Raw genomic sequence first — 20,631 nt, 5'->3', positions numbered from 1 at the left:
CCGGCATGCGGATGATCTAAATATTCTTGGAGCATGAGCGTATCCACGATCAATCTCGCTGTCATTCCCGGTGACGGCATTGGCCCAGAGGTCATTGCCGAGGCACTGAAGGTCCTTGAAAAGGCTGTCGCCGCTGAAGGCGTTGTCCTCGAGCAGACCCACTACCAGCTCGGTGCCGAGCACTGGCTGGCCACCGGCGAGACCCTTCCGGATGAGGTCCTTGCCGACCTGCGTACACGGGACGCGATCCTCTTCGGTGCTGTCGGTGCCGCCCCCGGCGACACCCGGATTCCGTCCGGCATCATCGAGCGGGAGATGCTGCTCAAGCTCCGCTTCAGCCTGGACCACTACGTCAACCTGCGGCCGTCGCGGCTGTACGGAACAGTCGGGAGCCCGCTGGCCAATCCCGGCACCATCGATTTTATCGTCGTCCGTGAGGGAACCGAGGGTCCATATGTGGGCAACGGCGGCTCGCTTCGCACCGGCACACCCCACGAGGTGGCCACCGAGGTCTCACTGAACACGGCATATGGCGTGGAGCGCGTTGTCCGCGATGCCTTCCGCCGCGCCAGCGCCCGGGAACGCAAGCATGTGACCCTGGTGCACAAGCACAACGTCCTGGTCTACGCCGGCCACCTGTGGAAGCGCACCGTCGAGGCGGTGGCCCAGGAATTCCCGGAGGTCACCCACGATTACCTGCACGTTGATGCGGCCACCATCTTTATGGTCACCGACCCCTCACGCTTCGATGTCATTGTCACCGACAACCTCTTCGGCGACATCCTCACTGACCTCGCTGCAGCCATCACCGGCGGCATCGGGCTGGCGGCGTCGGGCAACATCAACATGGACCGCACCGCCCCGTCCATGTTTGAACCGGTCCACGGTTCGGCCCCGGACATCGCCGGACAGCAGAAGGCAGATCCCACCGCGGCCATCCTGTCGGCGGTGCTCCTGCTGGACCACCTCGGCTACACGGCCGCGGCCCGCAGGATCGAAGCTGCGGTGATCGCCGACGTCGAAACCCGCGACGGCGGCGCCCGCAGTACCAGCGCCGTCGGGGACGCCATCGCCGCAGCGCTCTAGGCCCTGCTCTTGAGACTCGGTTAACCGGCGTAAGCTAGTTTCGAATCACCAAATGCTGCCCTGCGGTTCAGTGCTGAACCACATTCAGAAGGCAGCCGATCGTGGAGGAACCATGACTCAGACCGCCCATGGCGTCGAATTTAAGCAGCAGCTCTCGGCAACCCCGAAGCCAGCTGAAGAGCGTGCAGCCATCCTGGCCAACCCGGGATTTGGCAATTACTTCACCGACCACACCGCCGTCGTCGACTACAGCGTGGACGAGCAAGGCGAGGGTGGCTGGCACAACGCCCGCGTTGAGGCCTACGGACCCATCTCCCTGGACCCGTCTGCCGCGGTGCTGCACTACGGCCAGGAGATCTTCGAAGGCCTCAAGGCATACCGCCACGCTGACGGCTCAATCTGGACGTTCCGTCCGGAGGCCAACGCGGCCCGCCTGAACAAGTCGGCCCGACGCCTGGCCCTTCCGGAACTGCCTGAGGAATACTTCCTCGGCGCCATCCGGGAACTGGTGCAGGCGGACAAGGAATGGGTTCCCGCCGGTGACGGCGAGGCCCTGTACCTGCGCCCGTTCATGATCGCCACCGAGGCGTTCCTGGGTGTCCGCGCAGCGCGGGAGGTGTCCTTCCGGGTGATCGCATCGCCAGCCGGCAACTACTTCGGCGGCGAACTCAAGCCCGTGTCCATCTGGATCTCCCGCGAGTACGCCCGCGCCGGACGCGGCGGCACCGGTGCGGCCAAGTGCGGCGGCAACTACGCCGCCTCCCTGATCGCCCAGCAGGAAGCCGAAGCCAACGGCTGCAAGCAGGTGCTGTTCCTGGACCACTTCAACGATGACGCCGTGGAAGAGCTCGGCGGCATGAACGTTTTCTTCGTGATGAAGGACGGCTCACTGGCCACTCCCGCGCTGAGCGGGACCATCCTGGAAGGCGTGACCCGCTCCTCCGTGATGCAGGTTGCCAAGGACATGGGCCGTGAGGTGGCGGAGCGCAAGATCACCCTTGATGAATGGCGCGACGGCGTGGCCTCCGGTGAGATCGCCGAGGTCTTCGCCTGCGGCACAGCAGCGGTGATCACCCCGATCGGTGTCCTCAAGGACACCACCGAATTCATCGGCTCCGAGGACGCGAAGGCGGGGGAGACCACCATGGCCATCCGCGAACAGCTCCTCGGCATCCAGACCGGAACCGTGCCGGATACCCACGGCTGGCTGACCCGCCTGGCCTAAGCACCACGTTCGCGCCCCGGCCACCACAACGCGGGGTCACTTAACGCCCGATATCTCCATCGGAATGGGCGTTAAGTGACCCCGCGTTGTTGTTTCCAGGCACCCTCCGCGGCGGGTAGCCTTCCGCGCAGCGTTCTTGAGGGCCTTGCGGGAGACCGGCTTCAGGGCCTTCCGCGCCGCTTCGTCGGCCAGGGCACGGTTGCGGCGGGCATCGATGACGTCGTTCCAGAGTGCGGTGGCGAAGGCGCCGCCGTCCTGCGCGTAAACGTTATAGGGATAGTCAGCAAAGATGGACGGCGTGGTGCTGCCGGTGGGCAGGTCCTTCCCTGTTACCTCGGCCACGGCGTCGGCAATAGCCCAGGTCCGGGTCAGGTGCCTGGTCAGGTTGTCCTGGACAAAGGCGTTCGCATCACTCGCCGCCGCGGCGCGCTTCAGGAGTGACTCCAACTCTCCGGCTACGGAACGGGACGCCACTTTTTCCACCAACTGTGAACCCGACTTGAGGTCCTCGGCGAAAGCATCGACTTCCTCGCGCCAGTCCGTGGTTTCGCGGAACTTCTGCCACGTGGGAAACCAGACGATTGCGCCCGTCGCGTGGTTGTGGATGTGCTGCAGGCCGCTGTTCTTCTCCGTCAGTGCGTGGTCGTGTCCCGCGGCGTCGGCGCCGGACAACAGTTCCGACAGCGAGATGGTGGGTGAAGTGCTCATGGTGGTGCCTGGCTGCTCTCTCTGGACGGTGGTTTCACCAGCCATAACCCGCCCCGGGGGTGCAGTTATTCCGTGCCGTCCTGATGCGAAGATGGTGCAGTGAACTCCACCTCGAGCGGCATTCCAGTCGCTGCCAGCCCACTGACGGCTTTCTTCCTGGCACCCAACCCCGGGCCCATGAGCCTGGACGGCACCAATTCGTACGTCATCTCCGCCCCCGGCGCCAGTACATCCGTGGTGGTGGATCCGGGTCCTGCGGACGAAGGCCACCTCCGCCGCCTCGCGGATGTGGGCCCCGTGGAACTCATTCTGGTGACGCATCGGCATGCCGACCACACCGCAGGCTCACAGCGCCTCCATGAGCTCACCGGCGCCCCCGTCCGCGCGGCCGATCCCCGGCACTGCCACGGCGGCGGCGAGCCACTGCAGGACGGCGAAACCATCCACGCGGCGGGTGTTTCCATCCGGGTCCTGGCCACGCCGGGCCACACCTCCGATTCCGCCTGCTTCCACCTTCCCGACGACGGCCCGCACGGCTCAGTGCTGACCGGCGACACCATCCTGGGCCGGGGCACCACCATGCTGGACTACCCGGACGGCAGGCTGGGGGATTACCTGCGGTCCTTGGACCGGCTCGAAGCCCTTGGCCCGGCCACCGTCCTGCCGGCCCACGGGCCGGCGCTTCCCTCCCTAGCGGCCATTGCCCGTGCCTACCGCGAGCACCGGCACGAGAGGCTGGCGCAGATCCGCGCGGCACTTGTCCGGCTTGGCGGGGACGCGACGGTGGTTGATGTGGCAGACGACGTGTACGCCGACGTCGGACCTTCCGTCCGGCGGGCGGCCGAAATGTCGGTGGCCGCGCAGCTTGACTACCTGCGTGGGCTCCCCGGTGCCTGACAGTACGGCGTGACGCAAGGGCAGGTGCCGCCGGTCAAGACTGTAGGCTAACAACCATGCGTATTGCCAGGTTTGTAGTCGATTCTGATCCCCTCTACGGCGTTGTTGAAGGTGAGCCCGGCAGTGAGGAAATCACTGTCATCAACGGCGACCCCTTCTTCAACGGCGTGGAGCGCACCCACGTCAAGCACAAGCTTGAAGACGTCCGGCTCCTGGCCCCGATCATTCCCCGCAGCAAGGTGATCGGCGTGGGCCGCAACTTCGCCGAGCACGCCGCCGAGCTGGGCAATGAGGTCCCGCAGCAGCCGCTGCTGTTCCTGAAGCCGAACACCTCTGTCATCGGCCCCGGCGACCCCATTGTGCTGCCGGAATTCTCAGACGAGGTTTCGTTCGAGGCCGAACTGTGTGTGGTCATCGGCCGGATCTGCAAGGACGTCCCGGAAGACCGCGTCGACGACGTCATCTTCGGCTACACCTGCGGCAACGACCTCACCGCCCGCGATGTCCAGAAAACGGACCTGCAATGGGCCAGGGCCAAGGGGTTCGACACGTCGGCACCCCTCGGACCGTGGATCGAGACCGAGCTGGACACCGAAGACCTGGCCATCAAGGGCTGGCTCAACGGCGAACTGCGCCAGGACGGCAGCACCAGCCAGATGATCCGCGGCGTCCGGGAAATCGTCTCCATCGTGTCCCAGGCCTTCACCCTGCTCCCCGGGGACGTCATCATGACCGGCACCCCTGCCGGCGTCGACCTCGTCACCGCGGGGGACCGCTACGACGTGGAGATCGAGGGCATCGGCCGCCTGTCCAACCCGGTGGTCCGCCGCTGACGGGTAAAGTTGGAACCACTATGACTACTGCCTCCGCGCTGAACCCTGCCGCCATCCCGTCCGTCACTGCCGAAACCCCGGTCCGGGTGCGGTTCTGCCCGTCACCCACGGGCACCCCGCACGTGGGCCTGATCCGGACGGCGCTGTTCAACTGGGCCTATGCCCGGCACACCAAGGGAACCCTGGTCTTCCGCATCGAGGACACGGACTCGGCGCGGGACAGCGAGGAAAGCTACCACCAGCTGCTGGATGCGCTGAAGTGGCTGGGCATCACGTGGGACGAAGGTGTCGAGGTGGGCGGCCCGCACGAGCCGTACCGCCAGTCCCAGCGCAGCGACATGTACCAGGATGTCATCGCCCGGCTGAAGGCCGGCGGCCACATCTACGAGTCCTACTCCACGCCGGCCGAAATCGAAGCCCGCCACCGTGCGGCTTCCCGCGACCCCAAGCTGGGTTATGACGGGTTTGACCGTCACATCACCGAGGAACAGCTGGCCCAGTACAAGGCAGAAGGCCGCCAGGCCGTGCTGCGCTTGCGGATGCCGGACGAGGACCTCACGTTCAAGGACCTCGTCCGCGGCGAGATCACGTTCAAGGCCGGCTCCGTGCCGGACTTCGCGGTGGTCCGTGCCAACGGCGCGCCGTTGTACACGCTGGTAAATCCGGTGGACGATGCCCTGATGGGAATCACGCACGTGCTGCGCGGCGAAGACCTGCTCAGCTCCACGCCCCGCCAGATCGCCCTGTACCGTGCCCTCTACGCCATCGGCGTGGCCGAGTACATGCCGGAGTTCGGCCACCTTCCCTACGTCATGGGCCAGGGCAACAAGAAGCTCTCCAAGCGCGACCCCGAATCCAGCCTGTTCCTGCACCGCGAACGCGGCTTCATTCCCGAAGGCCTGCTGAACTACCTGTCCCTCCTGGGCTGGTCCCTGAGCGCCGACGAGGACATTTTCACCGTCAATCAGCTCGTGGAGCACTTCGACATCCACGATGTGCTGGCCAACCCGGCACGTTTTGACCTGAAAAAGGCAGAGGCCATCAACGGCACGCACGTCCGGCTGCTTGAGGCGGCCGATTTCCGTGCGCGCCTGGTGCCGTACCTCAGGGCCGCGGACCTGGTCGGAGAGATCCTCACGGGCCGGGAGGAAGAGATCCTCACCGAGGCCGCACCCCTCGTCCAGGAGCGGATCACCCTGCTGGGGGAAGCCCCGGAAATGCTCGCCTTCCTGTTCAAGGCCGACGACGCGATCGACGTCGCAGACGACGCCCGTAAGGGCCTGCCCGCCAACCTGACCGAAGTCCTCGACGCCGCCCTTGCCGCCCTTGAGCCCATTCAGGACTGGAACCCGGAGGAGATCCAGACGGCCCTGAAGCAGGCACTCGTGGAGGACCTCGGCCTGAAGCCGCGGCTGGCCTTCGGTCCTGTCCGCACGGCCATCTCCGGGCGCCGGATCTCGCCGCCGCTCTTCGAATCCATGGTGATCCTGGGCAAGGGCTCGTCCCTGAGCCGGCTCCGCACCTTCCGCGGCTGATGTCTACCACCGGCACCACGGCTGACGGAGTCCTGAGCACACGCTTCGGGTCCATCCGGGGCGTCCTCTTCGACATCGACGACACCCTGGTGGACCTCGAATACGCCATGACCACCGCCCTGCGTGAGGTCAGCGAGCACCTCCTGCCCGGTCTGGACCAGTCCGGGTGGGAGCGTTTCGGCAGGATCTTCACGCACGAGACCACGCACTACTACGACCGGTACCTGGCGGGGGAGCTGACCTTCAACGACCAGCGCCTCCTGCGGGGACGCGCCGCCCTGGGGCACTTCGGTGTGGATCTTGCCGACGGCGAAGAAGCGCACGGGTGGCTCTCGGCCTACGGCCGGCTGCAGCCCACGTATGTGCGTGCTTTTGAGGACGTACTGCCGCTCCTGGACCTGCTGGACGCTGCCGGCATCCCCTACGGTGCCGTCAGTAACAACGTGCACGACTACCAGCGGGCCAAGCTCGACGGCGCCGGCCTGGAACGCGTCCGCCGCCTGGTTGGCACGGACACGGTAGGCGTTGCCAAGCCCGAGCCGGCCATCTACCTCGAAGGAGTCCGCCTGCTGGGGACTGCCCCGGAGGAGACGCTCTACGTTGGGGACAACAGAATGCTGGACGCAGACGGTTCGACGGCGGCGGGCCTGATAGGCGTCTGGCTCAACAGGGTGGGGGAGCCTGCGCCGGATTTCACCGGTCACAAAATCACCTCGCTGTCACAGCTGCTGGGCTGACCGGCCGCTTACTCCGCAGACTGCAGCCTTCGCCTGTTCCACAGCACCAGGTAGATGCTCACGGATCCGAGCACAAGCACAGCAACCAGGCAGAGGGCAACGGTGGTATCCGACTTCCCCACCATACTGGTGGGCGAGATGGCCGCTGCGCTGGTGTACAGGGTGTCCGTACCATCCGCAATCCGGGCATTGCCGTCAGCAAGTTTCTCGGCACCGGTGGCCAGCTCTGTCGATCCCGAGGCCAGCTTGGTGTTGCCTGTGGCCAGCTCCGAAGCGCCCGCAGCCAGTGCCTGGGAGCCGTGGAGCAGGCCGGGGTTTGAGGGATCGGCCGGATCGCCCTTGATCCCTGCATTCAACGCCACCGTGCCGTCCGCCATCCGTGAGCTGCCCTCCGTGATCTTGGCGACGGCATTGATCAGGCCCGGGCGGTCGGCATTGCCAGGCACGCCGTCCATACCGGTGCGGATCTGGGACGTTCCGGCGGCCAGCAGTTCGGTACCCAGCACAACGCCGGGGTTGTTGGGATCGCGGCTGTTGAGCTTTTCACCCAGGGTGGCGAAGCCGGCGGTGAGGCGCCCTGTTCCAGTGTGCAACTGTGCCGCTCCGTCATTGAGCTTCCCCGCGCCAGCCTGCAGTTGCTGGGCCCCGGCGTCGAGCCTGTGGGCTCCAGCGGTGATCTTGGCGATCTTGTCTTTGACAACGGCCAGTGGGACCAGTCCCTGCAGCGGGTCTGAGGCCGCCGCCTCCAGCAGCTCGAGGGCCTGTGCCAAGGCCGCCGTGCCGGTGCCTGCTTCGGGGGAGTTGTTCGCTCCCCGGTAGCCTTTCAACTGGGCCGTTCCGGCGGCCAGCTCGCCCGTCCCGGAGGCCAGACGGGCCGCACCCGCATCCAGCGCAGTCGCGCCGTCCGCCAGGTTGTTCTCGGCATTTCCGGCGGCCGTAGGCGTCAGTGCCGCGGCGAGCTGGGTGGCTCCGGCGGCGAGCTTTCGGGCGCCGTCGTCCACTTTGTACACGCCGGGCGCGAGCTTGTTGTTGACGTCAGTTTCGATCTTGACAGCGCCGGCGGCGAGCTGGTCTGCACCGGACTGCAGTTTTTCAGCGCCCGGGGCCAGCTTCTCGCTGACACCCAGGAAGACTTTGTCGGCGCCGGAGGAGAGCTTGCCGGCACCGGTGTCTGCCATGCCCGCACCGGCCGCCAGCTGACCGGCGCCGTCCCTGAGCTGCTCAGCGCCGGCCGAGGCCTGGCCCGCACCGTCCATCAGCTTGGCCGATCCGTCGGTGATCCTGCCGGTGACCAGGGTGTAAAACCCAAGCAAAGCAATCAGCATCAGGGCCAGGACGGCGATGGCAAGCTGCTGTGCCCGGGTTCGGGTCTTGGTGGGCGCGGCGGCACGACTTTGTGTCACGGTGGGTCCTCTCGACGGTTTGCCGGCAGTGTGAAATCTGCCGGCCACCCACCTGGACCAGGGGCGGCAGTCCGGACGCAAAACTAAATTCCGAAGTGCCTGCAGCAAAGGCAGAGGGTGGTTACTCTCGGGTAACTTACCGAGAGTAAACTTATTCCGGGTGATCTGGCAAGGGTTCAGAACTTGGGTCTTCGGTGCCGATTTGTGCCAGCCCAAAGTCTCGGGTAAAGTAATTTCTCGTGCTGAGGCGCACGGAGCACGGCTTGAAGCCCGAAACTCCGGCCCGAAAGTATCATTGGGATATGGTGTAATTGGCAACACTACGGTTTCTGGTACCGTCATTCTAGGTTCGAGTCCTGGTATCCCAGCTCTGTTTGGTCGCAGGCTAACCGCGGCAAATCAGTGGTTTCAGATCGGTTCGCCGATTTGAAACGCGCGCTGAGTGTATGAAATACTCACTTAGCAAACCGGCCTGGCGCCGGTTGGAAGTGAAAACTTCCTGGAAGTACGCGGCCCCATCGTATAGCGGCCTAGTACGCTGCCCTCTCACGGCGGTAACGCGGGTTCGAATCCCGCTGGGGTCACCAACGAACGGTCCCGGGCATCAGCCCGGGGCCGTTTTTTCGTTGTGGAGGCTGCGCTGCGGGTTATAGGACAAAACCGGGGCCCGGTGGAAAAGCCGGCACAGCTGGCATGATGATCCTGTGACCTCCTCAGACGGGCTTCGTCCCACGCAGCCTCCGCCGCCTAAGCGCGCACCGAGAACGCAGCCGGGCCGGCCCGACGCGGCGTCGGAGCCAGCCGTGGCCTTGCTTGAGGCCGTGCGTGGGGATCTGTCCGCAGTGTCGTTGCCGCTCGCCCTTGCGGACGTGGAACAGGCGCGCCAGGACACGCGGAACGCCGTCGCCCAGCTGGACGACTACATCCTGCCGCGGTACCGCAGCCTGGACGCACCACTCCTTGCCGTCGTCGGGGGTTCCACGGGCGCCGGCAAGTCAACGCTGGTCAACGCCCTGGTGGGGCACCCGGTCACACGCTCCGGCGCCATCAGGCCCACCACCCGGCAGCCCATTCTGCTGCACCACCCGGCCGATGCCGGCTGGTTCGAAGGCCACCGTGTGCTGCCCACCCTCAACCGGATCCGGGGGACTGTTTCCACGGAACCCGTCCCGGCCAGCCGGGCCGGCGCAACACCCGATGCGGAGGCCATTTCCTCCCTGGTGCTGGTGGCGGACAAGGCTGTTCCGCAGGGGATCGCGCTGCTTGACGCTCCCGACGTCGACTCCATTTCCGACGACAACCGCCGGCTCGCCGGTCAATTGCTGGCCGCCGCGGACCTCTGGGTTTTTGTGACCACTGCCAACCGCTACGCAGACGCGGTCCCGTGGAAGCTGCTCCTGGACGCGTCCTCGCGGGACATCATGGTGGCCGTGGTCCTGGACCGTGTGCCGGCGGAGGCGGAAGCCGAAGTCAGTGCCGATCTCCGCGCGTTGCTGCGGCAGGAAGGCCTCGGCGATGCCGGACTGTTCATTGTGCCGGAGACGGACCTGGACCATCTTGGCATGCTGCCAACGAGCGCCGTGGAGCCGCTGCGGCGCTGGCTGCAGGAACTTGCAGCCGACGCCGCTGGGCGGTCCGAAATTGCCCGCCGGACCCTCAACGGGACGGTGAAGGCGCTGGCCGGGCGAGTCGGTGCCGTGGCGCACGCGGTCCAGGGGCAGGAGCGTGCCGCGGCCTCGCTCCGTGCAGGCGCTGAGGCCGCCTATCGCGATGCCGGGGCCCGGATCCTGGACGCAACAAAGGACGGCGCCCTCCTCCGTGGCGAAGTACTGGCGCGCTGGCAGGACTTCGTCGGAACAGGGGAATTCTTCCGGGCGCTGGAGCAGAACATCGGACGGCTGCGGGACCGCGTGGGAGCGTTCTTCCGGGGCGAGCCGACGCCGGCCGTCCGGGTTGAGGCCGCCATCGAAACGGGGTTGCAGGCCGTCATCCTGGATGAGGCTGCCAACGCCGGCGAAGAAACAGACCAGCGGTGGCGCTCGGACCCGGCCGGCCGCGAGCTCCTGGGGACGGAGGATCTGTCCGGCACCAGCCCCGGCTTTGCCGATGCGGCCGCAGCGGAGATCAGGGCCTGGCAGGCCGGCCTGATGGAACTGATCCGTACGGAAGGGCAGGGCAAGCGAACGCAGGCCAGATGGCTTTCCTTCGGGATTAACGGGCTGGGTGCCGCACTGATGATCGTGGTGTTTTCCATGACCGCCGGCCTCACCGGGCTGGAGATCGGCGTGGCGGGCGGTACCGCCGTCGTCGGCCAGAAACTGCTTGAGGCAGTGTTCGGCGAAGACGCGGTCCGCCGACTGGCGCAGACTGCGCGGGATGACCTCCATGCCCGTTGCCAGCGGCTGCTGCAGGCAGAGCAGGAGAAATTCATCCAACGCCTGCCGGAGGGCGGCGCGGACACCGGCCGGATCCTGACCGACCACGCCGCTGCCCTGGCCCGGCTGGCGGACAAGGCATGAGCCGCCACAGCGTAGCCCGTGAAGCGTCGCAGCTGGACCGCAGGCTCGAAGCCCTCAATGATGCCCGCGAACTCGCCGAAGGCGTCTTGCCGGATGCTGCACTCGAGGAGGTGTTCCAGCTCCTCGAACGCGCGAGCTCCCGGCGGTCACTGTCGGCTGATCACACCGTTGTTGGGTTCTTCGGTGCCACCGGCAGCGGAAAATCGTCACTCTTCAACGCGGTCAGCGGCGCTGAAATCGCGACGGCGGCCGCCCGCCGCCCCACAACGTCGGAACCTTTGGCTGGTGTCTGGGGAGCGGACGGCAGCGAGCCGTTGCTGGACTGGCTTGAGGTGGGCAACCGCCACCATGCGGAGCCAGTGGCAGGCTTCGCGGACGAGGGCACGGGGCTGATCCTGCTGGACCTGCCGGACTTCGATTCCACCAGGGCCGCGAACCGCGAGATCGTGGAGCGCATGGTTGGCCTGGTTGATGTCCTGGTCTGGGTCCTGGATCCGCAAAAGTACGCCGATGCGGCGGTCCACAACGATTTCCTGGCGCCCCTGTCCGCCCATGGTGCCGTGACCTTGGTGGTCCTCAACCAGGTGGACCGCTTGCCCGAACGGGACGTGCAGCCTGTGCTGGAGTCCTTGAAAGGGATCCTTGCCCGCGACGGGCTGGGCAAGGTTCAGGTCCTGGGCGCATCCGCCCTGAAGGGCACCGGCGTGGACAAGGTCCGGAGCGCCATCCGCGGTGTGGTGGTGCAGCGCCAGGCACTTTCGCAGCGGCTGGCCGCGGACGTTTCGCGGGCCTCGGGGCAACTCCGGGAAGCCGCCGGCGCCGGCGAAGCCGCCGGTGTCAGGCCGGCGTCGAGATCCCGGCTCACCGATGAGCTGGCAACCGCCGCCAACGTGCCCGTGGTGGTGGACGCAGTTGCGCGGTCCTACCGCATCGAGTCGACGCGCCGCACGGGGTGGCCGGTGACGCGATGGCTGGTGCGGTTCCGGCCTGATCCGCTCCGCCGGCTCAATCTGAGAAGTTCTTCTCCGTCCCAGCTTAACCGGACCTCGCTCCCGGCCGCGGGCGCCCCGGAACGTGCCCGGACGGATGCTGCTGTCCGTGAGTTTGCGGATGCGGCGAGTGCGGGCGCACCCGGACCGTGGCGTGCCGCCATCAGGGGTGCTGCCCGGGAAGGGCGGGAGGCGTTGCCGGATGCCTTGGACCAGGCCATCGCAGGCACGGACCTGATGGCGTCCCGGAAGTCCTGGTGGTGGGGCGTGTTCAACGTGGTCCAGTGGCTCGCGCTGCTGACAGTCCTGGGCGGCCTGGGCTGGCTGGGTGGGCTGGCCGGGCTCGGCTATCTCCAGCTGCCCGTGCCGGAGGTTCCGAAGGTGGAGGGCTGGCCGGTGCCGACGCTGTTGATTGGCGGCGGTGTGGTGCTGGGGATCTTCCTGGCGCTGACTGGAAAATTCATTGGGTCAGGGGCCGCGAGGGCGCGCGCAGCCCGGGCCAGGAAACGGCTGCGGGCAGCGGTGGGCGAAGTTGCCCGGGACTTCGTGGTGGAGCCGGTTGAAATTGAGGTCAGCAGGCTCGCGTCCTTCAACGCCGCACTGAAGGTTGCGGGCGGAAACTAAGGTAGTTACGCCAGTGCGGTTGCGGCGTCCCTGACCTTGATCAGCGTCCGCAGGTTCCGGGTGGTAGTGGTTGCCTTGAACCTGGCCTTGGACGAAATCTTGCTGAACGGGCTGTCCAACGTCCCGCCGGCTGGAGCCAGCCAGGCCAATGCCTCCGGGCCGAGCCGTTTCTGCTGGGTACCTTCAAAGGCTGCGCCGGCGGCTTCAAGCTCATCGAGCATGGCGGTGTCCGATGCCAGCGTGATGTAGGTGTGCGTTGCCTTGTCGTCTGCCGGATACGGGCAGGCCGCCACGAGTTCGGAGACCCGCCGTGCCGTGAGGACAACCACCCAGGCGTCGTAGCCGAAGGCGTCACGCAGGCACGTTTCAAACGTCTGCTTGACCGCGGCAGGATCCTCGTCGCTGGCAAGCACCACATTGCCGCTGGCCAGCAGTGTCTTGACGTCCGCGAACCCCTGCAATGCAAGCGCAGTCTTGAGGTCCGCCATCTTGATGTTGATCCCGCCGACATTTATCCCGCGGAGGAAGACTGCGTAGCTTTTCATGCCGACAGCCTAGCCGGGGCAGCCAGGACTGGACGGAGGCGAGCCTTCAGTCGTTGCCCTTGCGCAGGGCCTCGGTGAGGATCCGCGCGGCGGTGCAAACCACCTCGGCGTGGAGGCGGCCCGGCTGGCGCGTGAGCCGCTCGATGGGGCCGGAGATCGAGACCGCGGCGATCACGCGTCCGGACGGTCCCCGGACCGGTGCCGAGACTGAGGCGACCCCGGGCTCGCGTTCGCCGAGGCTCTGTCCCCAGCCCCGCCGTCGTACGCCTGCCAGCACGGTGGGCGTGAAACGGGCGGCCTGCAGGCCCTCGAGAAGCCGGTCGTGGTCTTCCCAGGCGAGCAGCACCTGGGCGGCGGAGCCGGCCTTCATGGAAAGCTTGGTGCCGACGGGGATGGTGTCGCGCAGGCCGATGGGGCGTTCCGCGGAGGCGACACAAATACGCCATTCGCCCTGGCGGCGGAAGATCTGGGAGCTTTCGCCGGTGGCGTCGCGCAGCTGCATCAGGACCGGCCCGGCAGAAGCGATGAGACGGTCCTCGCCGGCGGCGGAGGCCAGCTCCACCAGGCGGCTGCCGAGGACGAACCGGCCCTGGATGTCGCGGCTTACCAGCCGGTGATGGATCAGGGCCAGGGCGAGCCTGTGCACGGTGGGCCGGGCCAGGCCCGTGGCGGCCACCAGCTGTGCCAGCGTGGTGGGTCCGGCCTCCAATGCATCAAGCACATGGGCCGCTTTATCAATGACGCCGACTCCACTAGAATTGTCCATGTAATGATATTGCCGTCTCATTATCTGAGATGCAAATCTTTGGGCTGGCACAAAATGCAGCCGTGCTGGTTCAGTGGAACCAAACAGCCAAACAGCAGTGAAGGGAGATGGCCGTGGCAAAGACACTGGCCGAGAAAGTCTGGGACGCACATGTGGTGCGCAAAGGCGAGGGCGAAGGAGCCAATGCCCAGCCCGACCTCCTCTTCATTGACCTTCACCTTGTCCATGAGGTGACTTCTCCGCAGGCCTTCGAGGGCCTGCGCCTGGCGGGCCGCAAGCTGCGCCGCCCGGACCTCACCATCGCCACGGAGGACCACAACACTCCCACGCTGGACATCGACAAGCCCATTGCCGATCTCACCAGCCGCACGCAGATCCAGACGCTGCGCAACAACTGCGCGGAGTTCGGCGTCCGCCTGCACTCGCTCGGCGACGCGGAACAGGGCATTGTGCACGTGGTTGGCCCGCAGCTTGGCCTCACGCAGCCTGGCATGACCGTTGTCTGCGGTGACTCCCACACGTCCACCCATGGCGCGTTCGGTGCCCTGGCCATGGGCATCGGCACGTCCGAAGTGGAGCACGTCATGGCCACCCAGACGCTGTCCCTGAAGCCGTTCAAAACCATGGCCATCAATGTCGAAGGCACGCTGCGCCCGGGCGTTACCGCCAAGGACATCATCCTGGCCGTGATTGCCAAGATCGGCACTGGCGGAGGCCAGGGCTACGTCCTGGAATACCGCGGTTCCGCCATCCGCGCGCTGTCCATGGAAGCCCGCATGACCATCTGTAACATGTCCATCGAAGCCGGTGCCCGCGCCGGCCTGGTGGCCCCGGACCAGATCACCTACGACTACATGAATGGCCGCCCGCACGCGCCAAAGGGCGCCGAATGGGATGCCGCCGTCGAGTACTGGAACACGCTGAGGACCGACGACGACGCCACGTTCGACGTCGAGGTGGCCCTGGACGCCGACACGCTGGAGCCGTTCGTCACCTGGGGCACGAACCCGGGCCAGGGTGTTTCGCTTTCCGCCAGGGTGCCGTCCCCGGAGGACTTCGGCGACGAAAACGCCAAGGCTGCCGCCGAACGCGCCCTGCAGTACATGGGACTGACCGCCGGTACGCCCATGAAAGACATCCGGGTGGACACGGTCTTCCTGGGCTCCTGCACCAACTCGCGCATGGAGGACCTCCGGGCCGCTGCGGACATCATCCGCGGGCGCCAGAAGGACCCCAACATCCGGATGCTGGTGGTGCCCGGTTCGGCCCGCGTGCGGCTGGAAGCAGAGGCCGAAGGCCTGGACAAGGTCTTCAAGGACTTCGGCGCCGAGTGGCGCTTCGCCGGCTGCTCGATGTGCCTGGGCATGAACCCGGACCAGCTGGAGGTGGGCGAGCGTTGCGCCTCGACGTCCAACCGAAACTTCGAAGGCCGGCAGGGCAAGGGAGGCCGCACTCACCTGGTATCGCCGGTGGTGGCAGCGGCCACGGCCATCCGTGGCACCCTGAGTTCGCCGTCGGACCTCGATCCGGCTCCCAAATCCGCCGCCATCCGCACCGACGCAGCCTAGGAGGCCGCCATGGAAAAGTTCACCACTCACACCGGCATCGGCGTGCCGCTGCGCCAGAGCAACGTTGACACGGACCAGATCATCCCCGCGGTCTACCTCAAGCGGATCACCCGCACCGGCTTCGAGGACGCACTGTTCTCCGCCTGGCGCAAGGACCCGGCCTTCATCCTGAACCAGGCGCCGTTCAACGCCGGCTCCGTCCTGGTGGCGGGCCCGGATTTCGGCACCGGTTCGTCCCGTGAACACGCCGTCTGGGCCCTGAAGGACTACGGCTTCAAGACGGTCCTCTCGTCCCGCTTTGCCGATATTTTCCGCGGCAACTCCGGCAAGCAGGGTCTGCTGGCCGCTGAGCTCGCCCAGGACGACATCGAGCTGATCTGGAAAGAGCTCGAGAACGCTCCCGGCACCGAAGTCACCGTTGATCTCGTCTCTAAGACTGTCATCTGCGGCACCATCGTGGCACCCTTTGAAATCGACGATTACACGCGCTGGCGCCTCCTGGAGGGCCTGGACGACATTGGCCTGACACTCCAGCACGAAGAGGACATCACTGCCTTCGAGGCCACCCGTCCGGCCTTTAGGCCCACAACGCTTCCGGCCCGCCTTTCCTGAGCGGGAGCGCGGAATTTCCCGCCCCGGACGGAGCCGCCTGTACGGCGCCGCGCCGGAGGCTTTCGGCGCCCGTATTTCGGTTCGGTAACGCAACCTCCTATGCTTAGCTGGAGCCTTTGTAAGGATTTTGGGGCGAGTAATCGTAAGGAAACCGGTATATGAGTAGTGTTCTGACAATCCGCGGCGGAGTCCCGCTTACAGGCCGCGTCAGCGTCCGGGGGGCCAAAAACCTTGTTCCCAAGGCCATGGTGGCAGCATTATTGGGCAACGAGCCGTCGGTGTTGCGGAACGTTCCGGAGATCAAGGACGTCGAGGTTGTCACCTCGCTCCTGCAGCTGCACGGAGTGACGGTGGTCAAGGATCCCGTCAGCGGTGACCTCACCCTGGATCCGAAGGCGGCCAAAACCGCCCCGAGCACGGCGATCGATGCCCACGCCGGTGATTCGCGGATCCCCATCCTGCTCTGCGGACCCCTGATCCATGCGATCGGTGAGGCCTTCATTCCGGACCTTGGCGGCTGCAAGATCGGTGACCGGCCCATCGACTACCACCTGAACGTGCTCCGCCAGTTCGGCGCCGTGGTGGAAAAGCGCCCGGGCGGCATTCACATCTCTGCGCCCAAGGGCCTGCATGGCGCCAAGATCAATCTGCCCTACCCCTCGGTGGGTGCCACGGAGCAGGTGCTGCTCAGCGCCACCCGCGCCGAAGGGATCACGGAGCTTTCCGGCGCCGCCACGGAACCGGAGATCATCGACCTCATCGCAGTGCTGCAGAAGATGGGCGCCATCATCAGCGTCCAGACCGACCGGACCATCCGCATTGAAGGCGTCCGGGACCTGGGCGGCTACAACCACCGCGCACTCTCGGACCGCAACGAATCGGCGTCGTGGGCTTCGGCAGCACTGGTGACCCGCGGTGACATCTTCGTCGAGGGCGCCTCGCAGCGGGACATGATGACGTTCCTGAACACCTACCGGAAAGTAGGCGGCGGCATGGACATCGGCGAGGACGGCATCCGCTTCTACCACCGGGGCGGCAAGCTCAACCCGCTGGTCCTGGAAACGGATGTGCACCCCGGCTTTATGACCGACTGGCAGCAGCCGCTGGTGGTGGCACTGACCCAGGCCGAAGGCGTCTCGATCGTCCATGAGACCGTCTACGAAAACAGGTTCGGCTTCACCGATGCGCTCATCCGGATGGGAGCCAGCATCCAGGTGCACCGCGAGTGCCTGGGCAGCGTGCCGTGCCGCTTCGGCCAGCGCAACTTCCTCCACTCCGCCGTCATCTCCGGTCCCACCCAGCTCAAGGGCGCCGACATCGACGTACCGGACCTGCGTGGCGGCTTCAGCCACCTGATCGCGGCGCTGGCCGCTTCGGGCACGTCGCGCGTGACCGGGATCGACATCATCAACCGCGGCTACGAACGTTTCACCGAAAAGCTGTCCGGCCTCGGCGCCGACTTCGACATCACCTCGACAAAGTAGCGGTGGGTACGTGAAGGAAACGGCCAAGAGCCAGGCCACATTCGTTGTGGTCGCGGCCATAGTGCGCACGGTGCTGAACGCAATGATGAACAAGAAGTGGGAAGGCCTCGAGAACCTCCCCGCCGGCGGGTTTATTGCCGCGCCTAACCATTGCACGGAAATCGATCCGCTGATCGTGGGGCACATTCTCTACAACCAGAACCGCGCCCCGCACTTCCTGGCGAAGGCCGGGCTGTTCAAGGTTCCCGTCCTGGGCGCGGTCCTGCGGGCCACCCGGCAGATCCCGGTGGAACGCTCGACGGCGGGAGCGAACCGCTCGCTGCAGCTCGCCAAGGAGATTGTGGCGGACGGCGGGGCCATCATCATCTACCCCGAAGGCACACTCACCCGCGATCCTGGGCTGTGGCCGATGAAGGGCCACACCGGCGCTGCCCGCCTTGCCTTGGAAGGCGGCATTCCCGTGGTACCGATCGCGCACTGGGGCGCCCATGAGGTGTTCCCGCGTTATGCGAAGCGGTTCCACCTTTTCCCGCGCAGGACGTCCAGGGTGATGGTGGGCAAGCCCGTTGACCTCAGCCAGTTCATGGGCCGGCCACTGGACAAAGCAACGCTGACCGCGGCTACCGAGAAGATCATGGATGCCGTGACCGGTTTGCTGGCCGACATCCGCGGGGAGGAGCCGCCCGCTGAACGCTGGGACCCTTCCAAGCACAATCAAGCCACGCACGGTCGCTTCGTTGTGCGGGAAAATCCTGACGACGCCGCGGATGCCACCTGATGGCTGACGGAAGCCGTCAGGGTTCCGCCCGGTCTGTCGCCGTCCTGGGCGCCGGTTCCTGGGGTACCACGTTCGCCAAGATCCTCGCCGATGCGGCTCGGGCAGCGGGGGAACAGCGGAGCATCCGGATCTGGGGCCGGCGCAGCGAAGTGGTGGAGCAGATCAACAGCACGCACCGAAACGTCCAGTACCTGAAGGACACAGAGCTGCCGCCCAGCATCACAGCGTCCACAGACGTCAGCGAGGTGCTGGCGGGCGCGGACCTGGTGGTCCTGGCCGTTCCTGCACAGTCACTGCGACTCCAGCTCCGTGAATGGAAGCCGCTAATCGCCGCTGACGCCATGGTGGTGTCCCTGATGAAGGGCCTGGAGCTCGGCACGGACTCCCGGATGAGTGAGGTGATCAGCGACGAACTGGGGATTCCCAAGGACCGCATTGCCGTGGTTTCCGGTCCCAACCTGGCCATGGAGATCGCCCGGGAGGAACCGACTGCTTCTGTGGTGGCCTGTTCCGATGCGGCGGCCGCGGGCTGGATCGCGAGGAGCTGCACCGCACCGTACTTCCGTCCGTACACCACGGCGGATGTCGTCGGCGTGGAAATTGGCGGCATCGTCAAGAACGTCATAGCGCTGGCCGTGGGCATCTGTGAAGGTAAACAGATGGGGGACAACACCAAGGCCTCCGTGATCACCCGGGGCTTGGCCGAAACATCCAGGCTCGCCCTTGCCCTTGGTGGCGAGGCACGGACCATGGCCGGGCTGGCGGGCCTGGGGGATCTGGTGGCGACGTGTTCCTCACCTCTGTCGCGAAACCATACGGCCGGCCGGATGCTGGGCCAGGGACTTACCCTTGAGCAGTTGGCGCAGCAGATGACACAAACAGCCGAAGGCATCAAATCCGGCCAGGCTGTGCATGAACTTGCGGGGAAACTGGGCGTCGAAATGCCCATCACTGCCGCCGTCGTAGCCGTCCTGGCCGGCAAACTGTCCGTTGACCAACTGGGGCCGCTGCTGCTGGCCCGGGACCTGAAACCCGAAGGCGATTACTGATGTCCGACGATAACCTGACCGCAGCGGACTCCGCCCCCCGGGCCAAACCCCGCGTCGCGGTCCTTTTTGGTGGCCGGTCCAGTGAACATGCCGTGAGCTGCGTGACCGCCGCCGGCGTCCTGGGCGCCATCAACAAAGACAAGTACGATGTCATCCCCATCGGCATCGCCAAGTCGGGGCAGTGGGTGCTGGCTGCGGGGGATACCGCCCAGTGGTCGCTGTCCGCGTCGTCGCTGCCGGAGGTCCCGCCGTCGTCGGAAACGGTGACACTGGCCGAGATCGGCGGCGAGCACCAGCTGATCGTCGCCTCACCGAACCAGGTACCGCAGGAACTCGGGACGGTGGACGTTGTGTTTCCCCTTCTCCACGGTCCCTTTGGCGAGGACGGCACCATCCAGGGGCTCCTGGAACTGTCCGACACGCGCTACGTCGGCGCCGGCGTGCTTGCGTCGGCTGTGGGCATGGACAAGCACTACATGAAAGTTGTGTTCGAGGCCGCCGGGCTGCACGTGGGGCCCTACATCGCCGTCACGGACCGTCAGTGGGTCAAGGACGCGGAGGCCGTCCGCAAGCAGGTGGACCAGCTCGGCTTTCCCGTGTTCGTCAAGCCGGCGCGGGCGGGTTCGTCCATGGGGATCTCCAAAGTGGACTCGCTCGAGGGACTCGACGCCGCCGTCGAGGAAGCCCGGCGCCACGACCTCAAACTGGTCATCGAGGCTGGCATCGTAGGGCGTGAGATTGAGTGCGCGGTCTTGGAAGGACGCGGGACCGATTCCCCCCGGACGTCCATGCCGGGCGAAATTTCCGTCGCCGCCGGAACGCACGAATTCTACGACTTCAACGCGAAGTATGTTGAGGACGACGCCGCCGCGCTGAGCTGCCCCGCCGACATTCCCGAGGAAGCCATCGTGCGGGTCCGGGAACTCGCCGCAGCTGCCTTCGACGCTGTGGGTGCGGAAGGCCTGAGCCGAGTGGACTTCTTCTACACGCCCGACGGCGAACTGATCATCAACGAGATCAACACCATGCCCGGGTTTACGCCCAAAAGCATGTACCCGCAGATGTGGGCAGCATCAGGCCTGAACTACGCGGACCTGATTGATGAGCTGATCCATCTGGCCTTGAACCGGAAGACCGGCCTGCGCTGACCGTCCCCACCGGGACCCTAACCTCGCTCCGCTTCGGCCAGGGAACCCTGCCGGCGTGGGCCCACCACCGGGACCCTAACCTCGCTCCGCTTCGGCCAGGGAACCCTGCCGGCGTGGGCCCACCA

At 66.1% G+C, this 20,631-nt stretch carries 18 protein-coding genes and 2 tRNA genes; 16 read left to right on the top strand and 4 right to left on the bottom strand.

Going from position 1 to position 20,631, the window contains the following annotated elements:
* The first annotated feature begins 33 nt into the window (after positions 1 to 33).
* Both ACX80V_RS00315 and ACX80V_RS00310 read left to right on the top strand, forming a co-directional pair.
* The gene (locus ACX80V_RS00315; protein WP_485841532.1) at positions 34 to 1,086 is read left to right on the top strand and encodes a 3-isopropylmalate dehydrogenase; all 1,053 of its coding nucleotides are present in this window, start codon (positions 34 to 36) and stop codon (positions 1,084 to 1,086) included.
* 112 nt (positions 1,087 to 1,198) lie between these two features.
* A complete protein-coding gene (locus tag ACX80V_RS00310; RefSeq protein ID WP_485841531.1) occupies positions 1,199 to 2,311 on the top strand; it encodes a branched-chain amino acid aminotransferase in 1,113 nt (370 codons plus the stop codon).
* 36 nt (positions 2,312 to 2,347) lie between these two features.
* Here ACX80V_RS00310 and ACX80V_RS00305 read toward each other — a convergent pair whose 3' ends face one another.
* Positions 2,348 to 3,019, bottom strand: coding sequence for a hypothetical protein (locus ACX80V_RS00305; RefSeq protein ID WP_485841530.1), 672 nt, complete (start codon positions 3,017 to 3,019; stop codon positions 2,348 to 2,350).
* A 99-nt stretch (positions 3,020 to 3,118) separates the two neighbouring features.
* Here ACX80V_RS00305 and ACX80V_RS00300 point away from each other — a divergent pair, with 99 nt between their 5' ends.
* The 4 genes from ACX80V_RS00300 to ACX80V_RS00285 are packed head-to-tail and all read left to right on the top strand — an operon-like array spanning position 3,119 to position 7,021.
* Positions 3,119 to 3,916 (top strand): MBL fold metallo-hydrolase, encoded by a 798-nt coding sequence (locus tag ACX80V_RS00300; protein ID WP_485841529.1) that lies wholly within the window; start codon positions 3,119 to 3,121, stop codon positions 3,914 to 3,916.
* A 56-nt stretch (positions 3,917 to 3,972) separates the two neighbouring features.
* The gene (locus ACX80V_RS00295; RefSeq protein ID WP_058932084.1) at positions 3,973 to 4,749 is read left to right on the top strand and encodes a fumarylacetoacetate hydrolase family protein; all 777 of its coding nucleotides are present in this window, start codon (positions 3,973 to 3,975) and stop codon (positions 4,747 to 4,749) included.
* A gap of 20 nt (positions 4,750 to 4,769) precedes the next feature.
* Entirely contained in the window at positions 4,770 to 6,284 is a 1,515-nt protein-coding gene (gene gltX / locus ACX80V_RS00290) for a glutamate--tRNA ligase (RefSeq protein WP_485841528.1), read from the top strand.
* On the top strand, positions 6,284 to 7,021 hold the full coding sequence (locus ACX80V_RS00285) for an HAD family hydrolase (protein ID WP_485841527.1): 738 nt from the start codon (positions 6,284 to 6,286) through the stop codon (positions 7,019 to 7,021). Before gltX ends, ACX80V_RS00285 begins: the two co-directional genes overlap by 1 nt.
* An 8-nt stretch (positions 7,022 to 7,029) precedes the next feature.
* Here ACX80V_RS00285 and ACX80V_RS00280 read toward each other — a convergent pair whose 3' ends face one another.
* Positions 7,030 to 8,424 carry a hypothetical protein gene (locus ACX80V_RS00280; RefSeq protein WP_485841526.1) on the bottom strand — a complete coding sequence of 465 codons (1,395 nt, stop codon included), beginning with the start codon at positions 8,422 to 8,424 and terminating at the stop codon, positions 7,030 to 7,032.
* A gap of 296 nt (positions 8,425 to 8,720) precedes the next feature.
* Here ACX80V_RS00280 and ACX80V_RS00275 point away from each other — a divergent pair.
* From ACX80V_RS00275 to ACX80V_RS00260, 4 genes are all read left to right on the top strand, one after another.
* A tRNA-Gln gene (locus tag ACX80V_RS00275) sits at positions 8,721 to 8,792 on the top strand.
* Positions 8,793 to 8,935: 143 nt separating this feature from the next.
* Positions 8,936 to 9,011: transfer RNA gene (locus tag ACX80V_RS00270), tRNA-Glu, on the top strand.
* Positions 9,012 to 9,227: 216 nt separating this feature from the next.
* The gene (locus ACX80V_RS00265; protein WP_485841525.1) at positions 9,228 to 10,943 is read left to right on the top strand and encodes a dynamin family protein; all 1,716 of its coding nucleotides are present in this window, start codon (positions 9,228 to 9,230) and stop codon (positions 10,941 to 10,943) included.
* Complete coding sequence (locus ACX80V_RS00260) at positions 10,940 to 12,556, top strand: GTPase (protein ID WP_485841524.1); 1,617 nt, start codon at positions 10,940 to 10,942, stop codon at positions 12,554 to 12,556. The genes ACX80V_RS00265 and ACX80V_RS00260 overlap by 4 nt, the downstream gene beginning before the upstream one ends.
* A 5-nt stretch (positions 12,557 to 12,561) precedes the next feature.
* Here ACX80V_RS00260 and ACX80V_RS00255 read toward each other — a convergent pair whose 3' ends face one another.
* Together ACX80V_RS00255 and ACX80V_RS00250 are read right to left on the bottom strand one after the other, a co-directional pair.
* On the bottom strand, positions 12,562 to 13,101 hold the full coding sequence (locus tag ACX80V_RS00255) for a DUF1697 domain-containing protein (RefSeq protein WP_485841523.1): 540 nt from the start codon (positions 13,099 to 13,101) through the stop codon (positions 12,562 to 12,564).
* 46 nt (positions 13,102 to 13,147) lie between these two features.
* The gene (locus ACX80V_RS00250; protein ID WP_485841522.1) at positions 13,148 to 13,867 is read right to left on the bottom strand and encodes an IclR family transcriptional regulator; all 720 of its coding nucleotides are present in this window, start codon (positions 13,865 to 13,867) and stop codon (positions 13,148 to 13,150) included.
* Positions 13,868 to 13,980: 113 nt separating this feature from the next.
* On the opposite strand from ACX80V_RS00250, the gene leuC reads away from it, so the two are divergent.
* The 6 genes from leuC to ACX80V_RS00220 all read left to right on the top strand — a co-directional run bounded on the left by leuC (position 13,981) and on the right by ACX80V_RS00220 (position 20,506).
* Positions 13,981 to 15,435 carry a 3-isopropylmalate dehydratase large subunit gene (leuC, locus tag ACX80V_RS00245; RefSeq protein WP_485841521.1) on the top strand — a complete coding sequence of 485 codons (1,455 nt, stop codon included), beginning with the start codon at positions 13,981 to 13,983 and terminating at the stop codon, positions 15,433 to 15,435.
* Between the two features lie 9 nt (positions 15,436 to 15,444).
* Complete coding sequence (gene leuD, locus ACX80V_RS00240; protein WP_485841520.1) at positions 15,445 to 16,047, top strand: 3-isopropylmalate dehydratase small subunit; 603 nt, start codon at positions 15,445 to 15,447, stop codon at positions 16,045 to 16,047.
* 158 nt (positions 16,048 to 16,205) lie between these two features.
* A complete protein-coding gene (gene murA, locus ACX80V_RS00235) occupies positions 16,206 to 17,531 on the top strand; it encodes a UDP-N-acetylglucosamine 1-carboxyvinyltransferase (protein ID WP_056349177.1) in 1,326 nt (441 codons plus the stop codon).
* Between the two features lie 10 nt (positions 17,532 to 17,541).
* Entirely contained in the window at positions 17,542 to 18,309 is a 768-nt protein-coding gene (locus ACX80V_RS00230; protein WP_485841519.1) for a lysophospholipid acyltransferase family protein, read from the top strand.
* Positions 18,309 to 19,358, top strand: a complete 1,050-nt coding sequence (locus ACX80V_RS00225) for an NAD(P)H-dependent glycerol-3-phosphate dehydrogenase (RefSeq protein ID WP_485841518.1) — start codon at positions 18,309 to 18,311, stop codon at positions 19,356 to 19,358. The genes ACX80V_RS00230 and ACX80V_RS00225 overlap by 1 nt, the downstream gene beginning before the upstream one ends.
* Entirely contained in the window at positions 19,358 to 20,506 is a 1,149-nt protein-coding gene (locus tag ACX80V_RS00220; RefSeq protein WP_248760124.1) for a D-alanine--D-alanine ligase family protein, read from the top strand. The genes ACX80V_RS00225 and ACX80V_RS00220 overlap by 1 nt, the downstream gene beginning before the upstream one ends.
* Positions 20,507 to 20,631: the final 125 nt, after the last annotated feature.

It is taken from the genome of Pseudarthrobacter arbutini, from assembly GCF_054510915.1.
The sequence above is the reverse complement of the archived record's forward strand: the minus strand, read 5'-3'. Positions and strand labels throughout refer to the sequence as shown.

Excerpts from the sequence above, each read along its gene's own strand:
- ACX80V_RS00315 (WP_485841532.1), top strand. The coding sequence starts at position 34 with ATGAGCGTATCCACGATCAATCTCGCTGTCATTCCCGGTGACGGCATT.
- ACX80V_RS00310 (WP_485841531.1), top strand. The coding sequence starts at position 1,199 with ATGACTCAGACCGCCCATGGCGTCGAATTTAAGCAGCAGCTCTCGGCA.
- ACX80V_RS00305 (WP_485841530.1), bottom strand. The coding sequence starts at position 3,019 with ATGAGCACTTCACCCACCATCTCGCTGTCGGAACTGTTGTCCGGCGCC.
- ACX80V_RS00295 (WP_058932084.1), top strand. The coding sequence starts at position 3,973 with ATGCGTATTGCCAGGTTTGTAGTCGATTCTGATCCCCTCTACGGCGTT.
- gltX (WP_485841528.1), top strand. The coding sequence starts at position 4,770 with ATGACTACTGCCTCCGCGCTGAACCCTGCCGCCATCCCGTCCGTCACT.
- ACX80V_RS00285 (WP_485841527.1), top strand. The coding sequence starts at position 6,284 with ATGTCTACCACCGGCACCACGGCTGACGGAGTCCTGAGCACACGCTTC.
- ACX80V_RS00260 (WP_485841524.1), top strand. The coding sequence starts at position 10,940 with ATGAGCCGCCACAGCGTAGCCCGTGAAGCGTCGCAGCTGGACCGCAGG.
- ACX80V_RS00255 (WP_485841523.1), bottom strand. The coding sequence starts at position 13,101 with ATGAAAAGCTACGCAGTCTTCCTCCGCGGGATAAATGTCGGCGGGATC.
- ACX80V_RS00250 (WP_485841522.1), bottom strand. The coding sequence starts at position 13,867 with ATGGACAATTCTAGTGGAGTCGGCGTCATTGATAAAGCGGCCCATGTG.
- leuD (WP_485841520.1), top strand. The coding sequence starts at position 15,445 with ATGGAAAAGTTCACCACTCACACCGGCATCGGCGTGCCGCTGCGCCAG.
- murA (WP_056349177.1), top strand. The coding sequence starts at position 16,206 with ATGAGTAGTGTTCTGACAATCCGCGGCGGAGTCCCGCTTACAGGCCGC.
- ACX80V_RS00225 (WP_485841518.1), top strand. The coding sequence starts at position 18,309 with ATGGCTGACGGAAGCCGTCAGGGTTCCGCCCGGTCTGTCGCCGTCCTG.
- ACX80V_RS00220 (WP_248760124.1), top strand. The coding sequence starts at position 19,358 with ATGTCCGACGATAACCTGACCGCAGCGGACTCCGCCCCCCGGGCCAAA.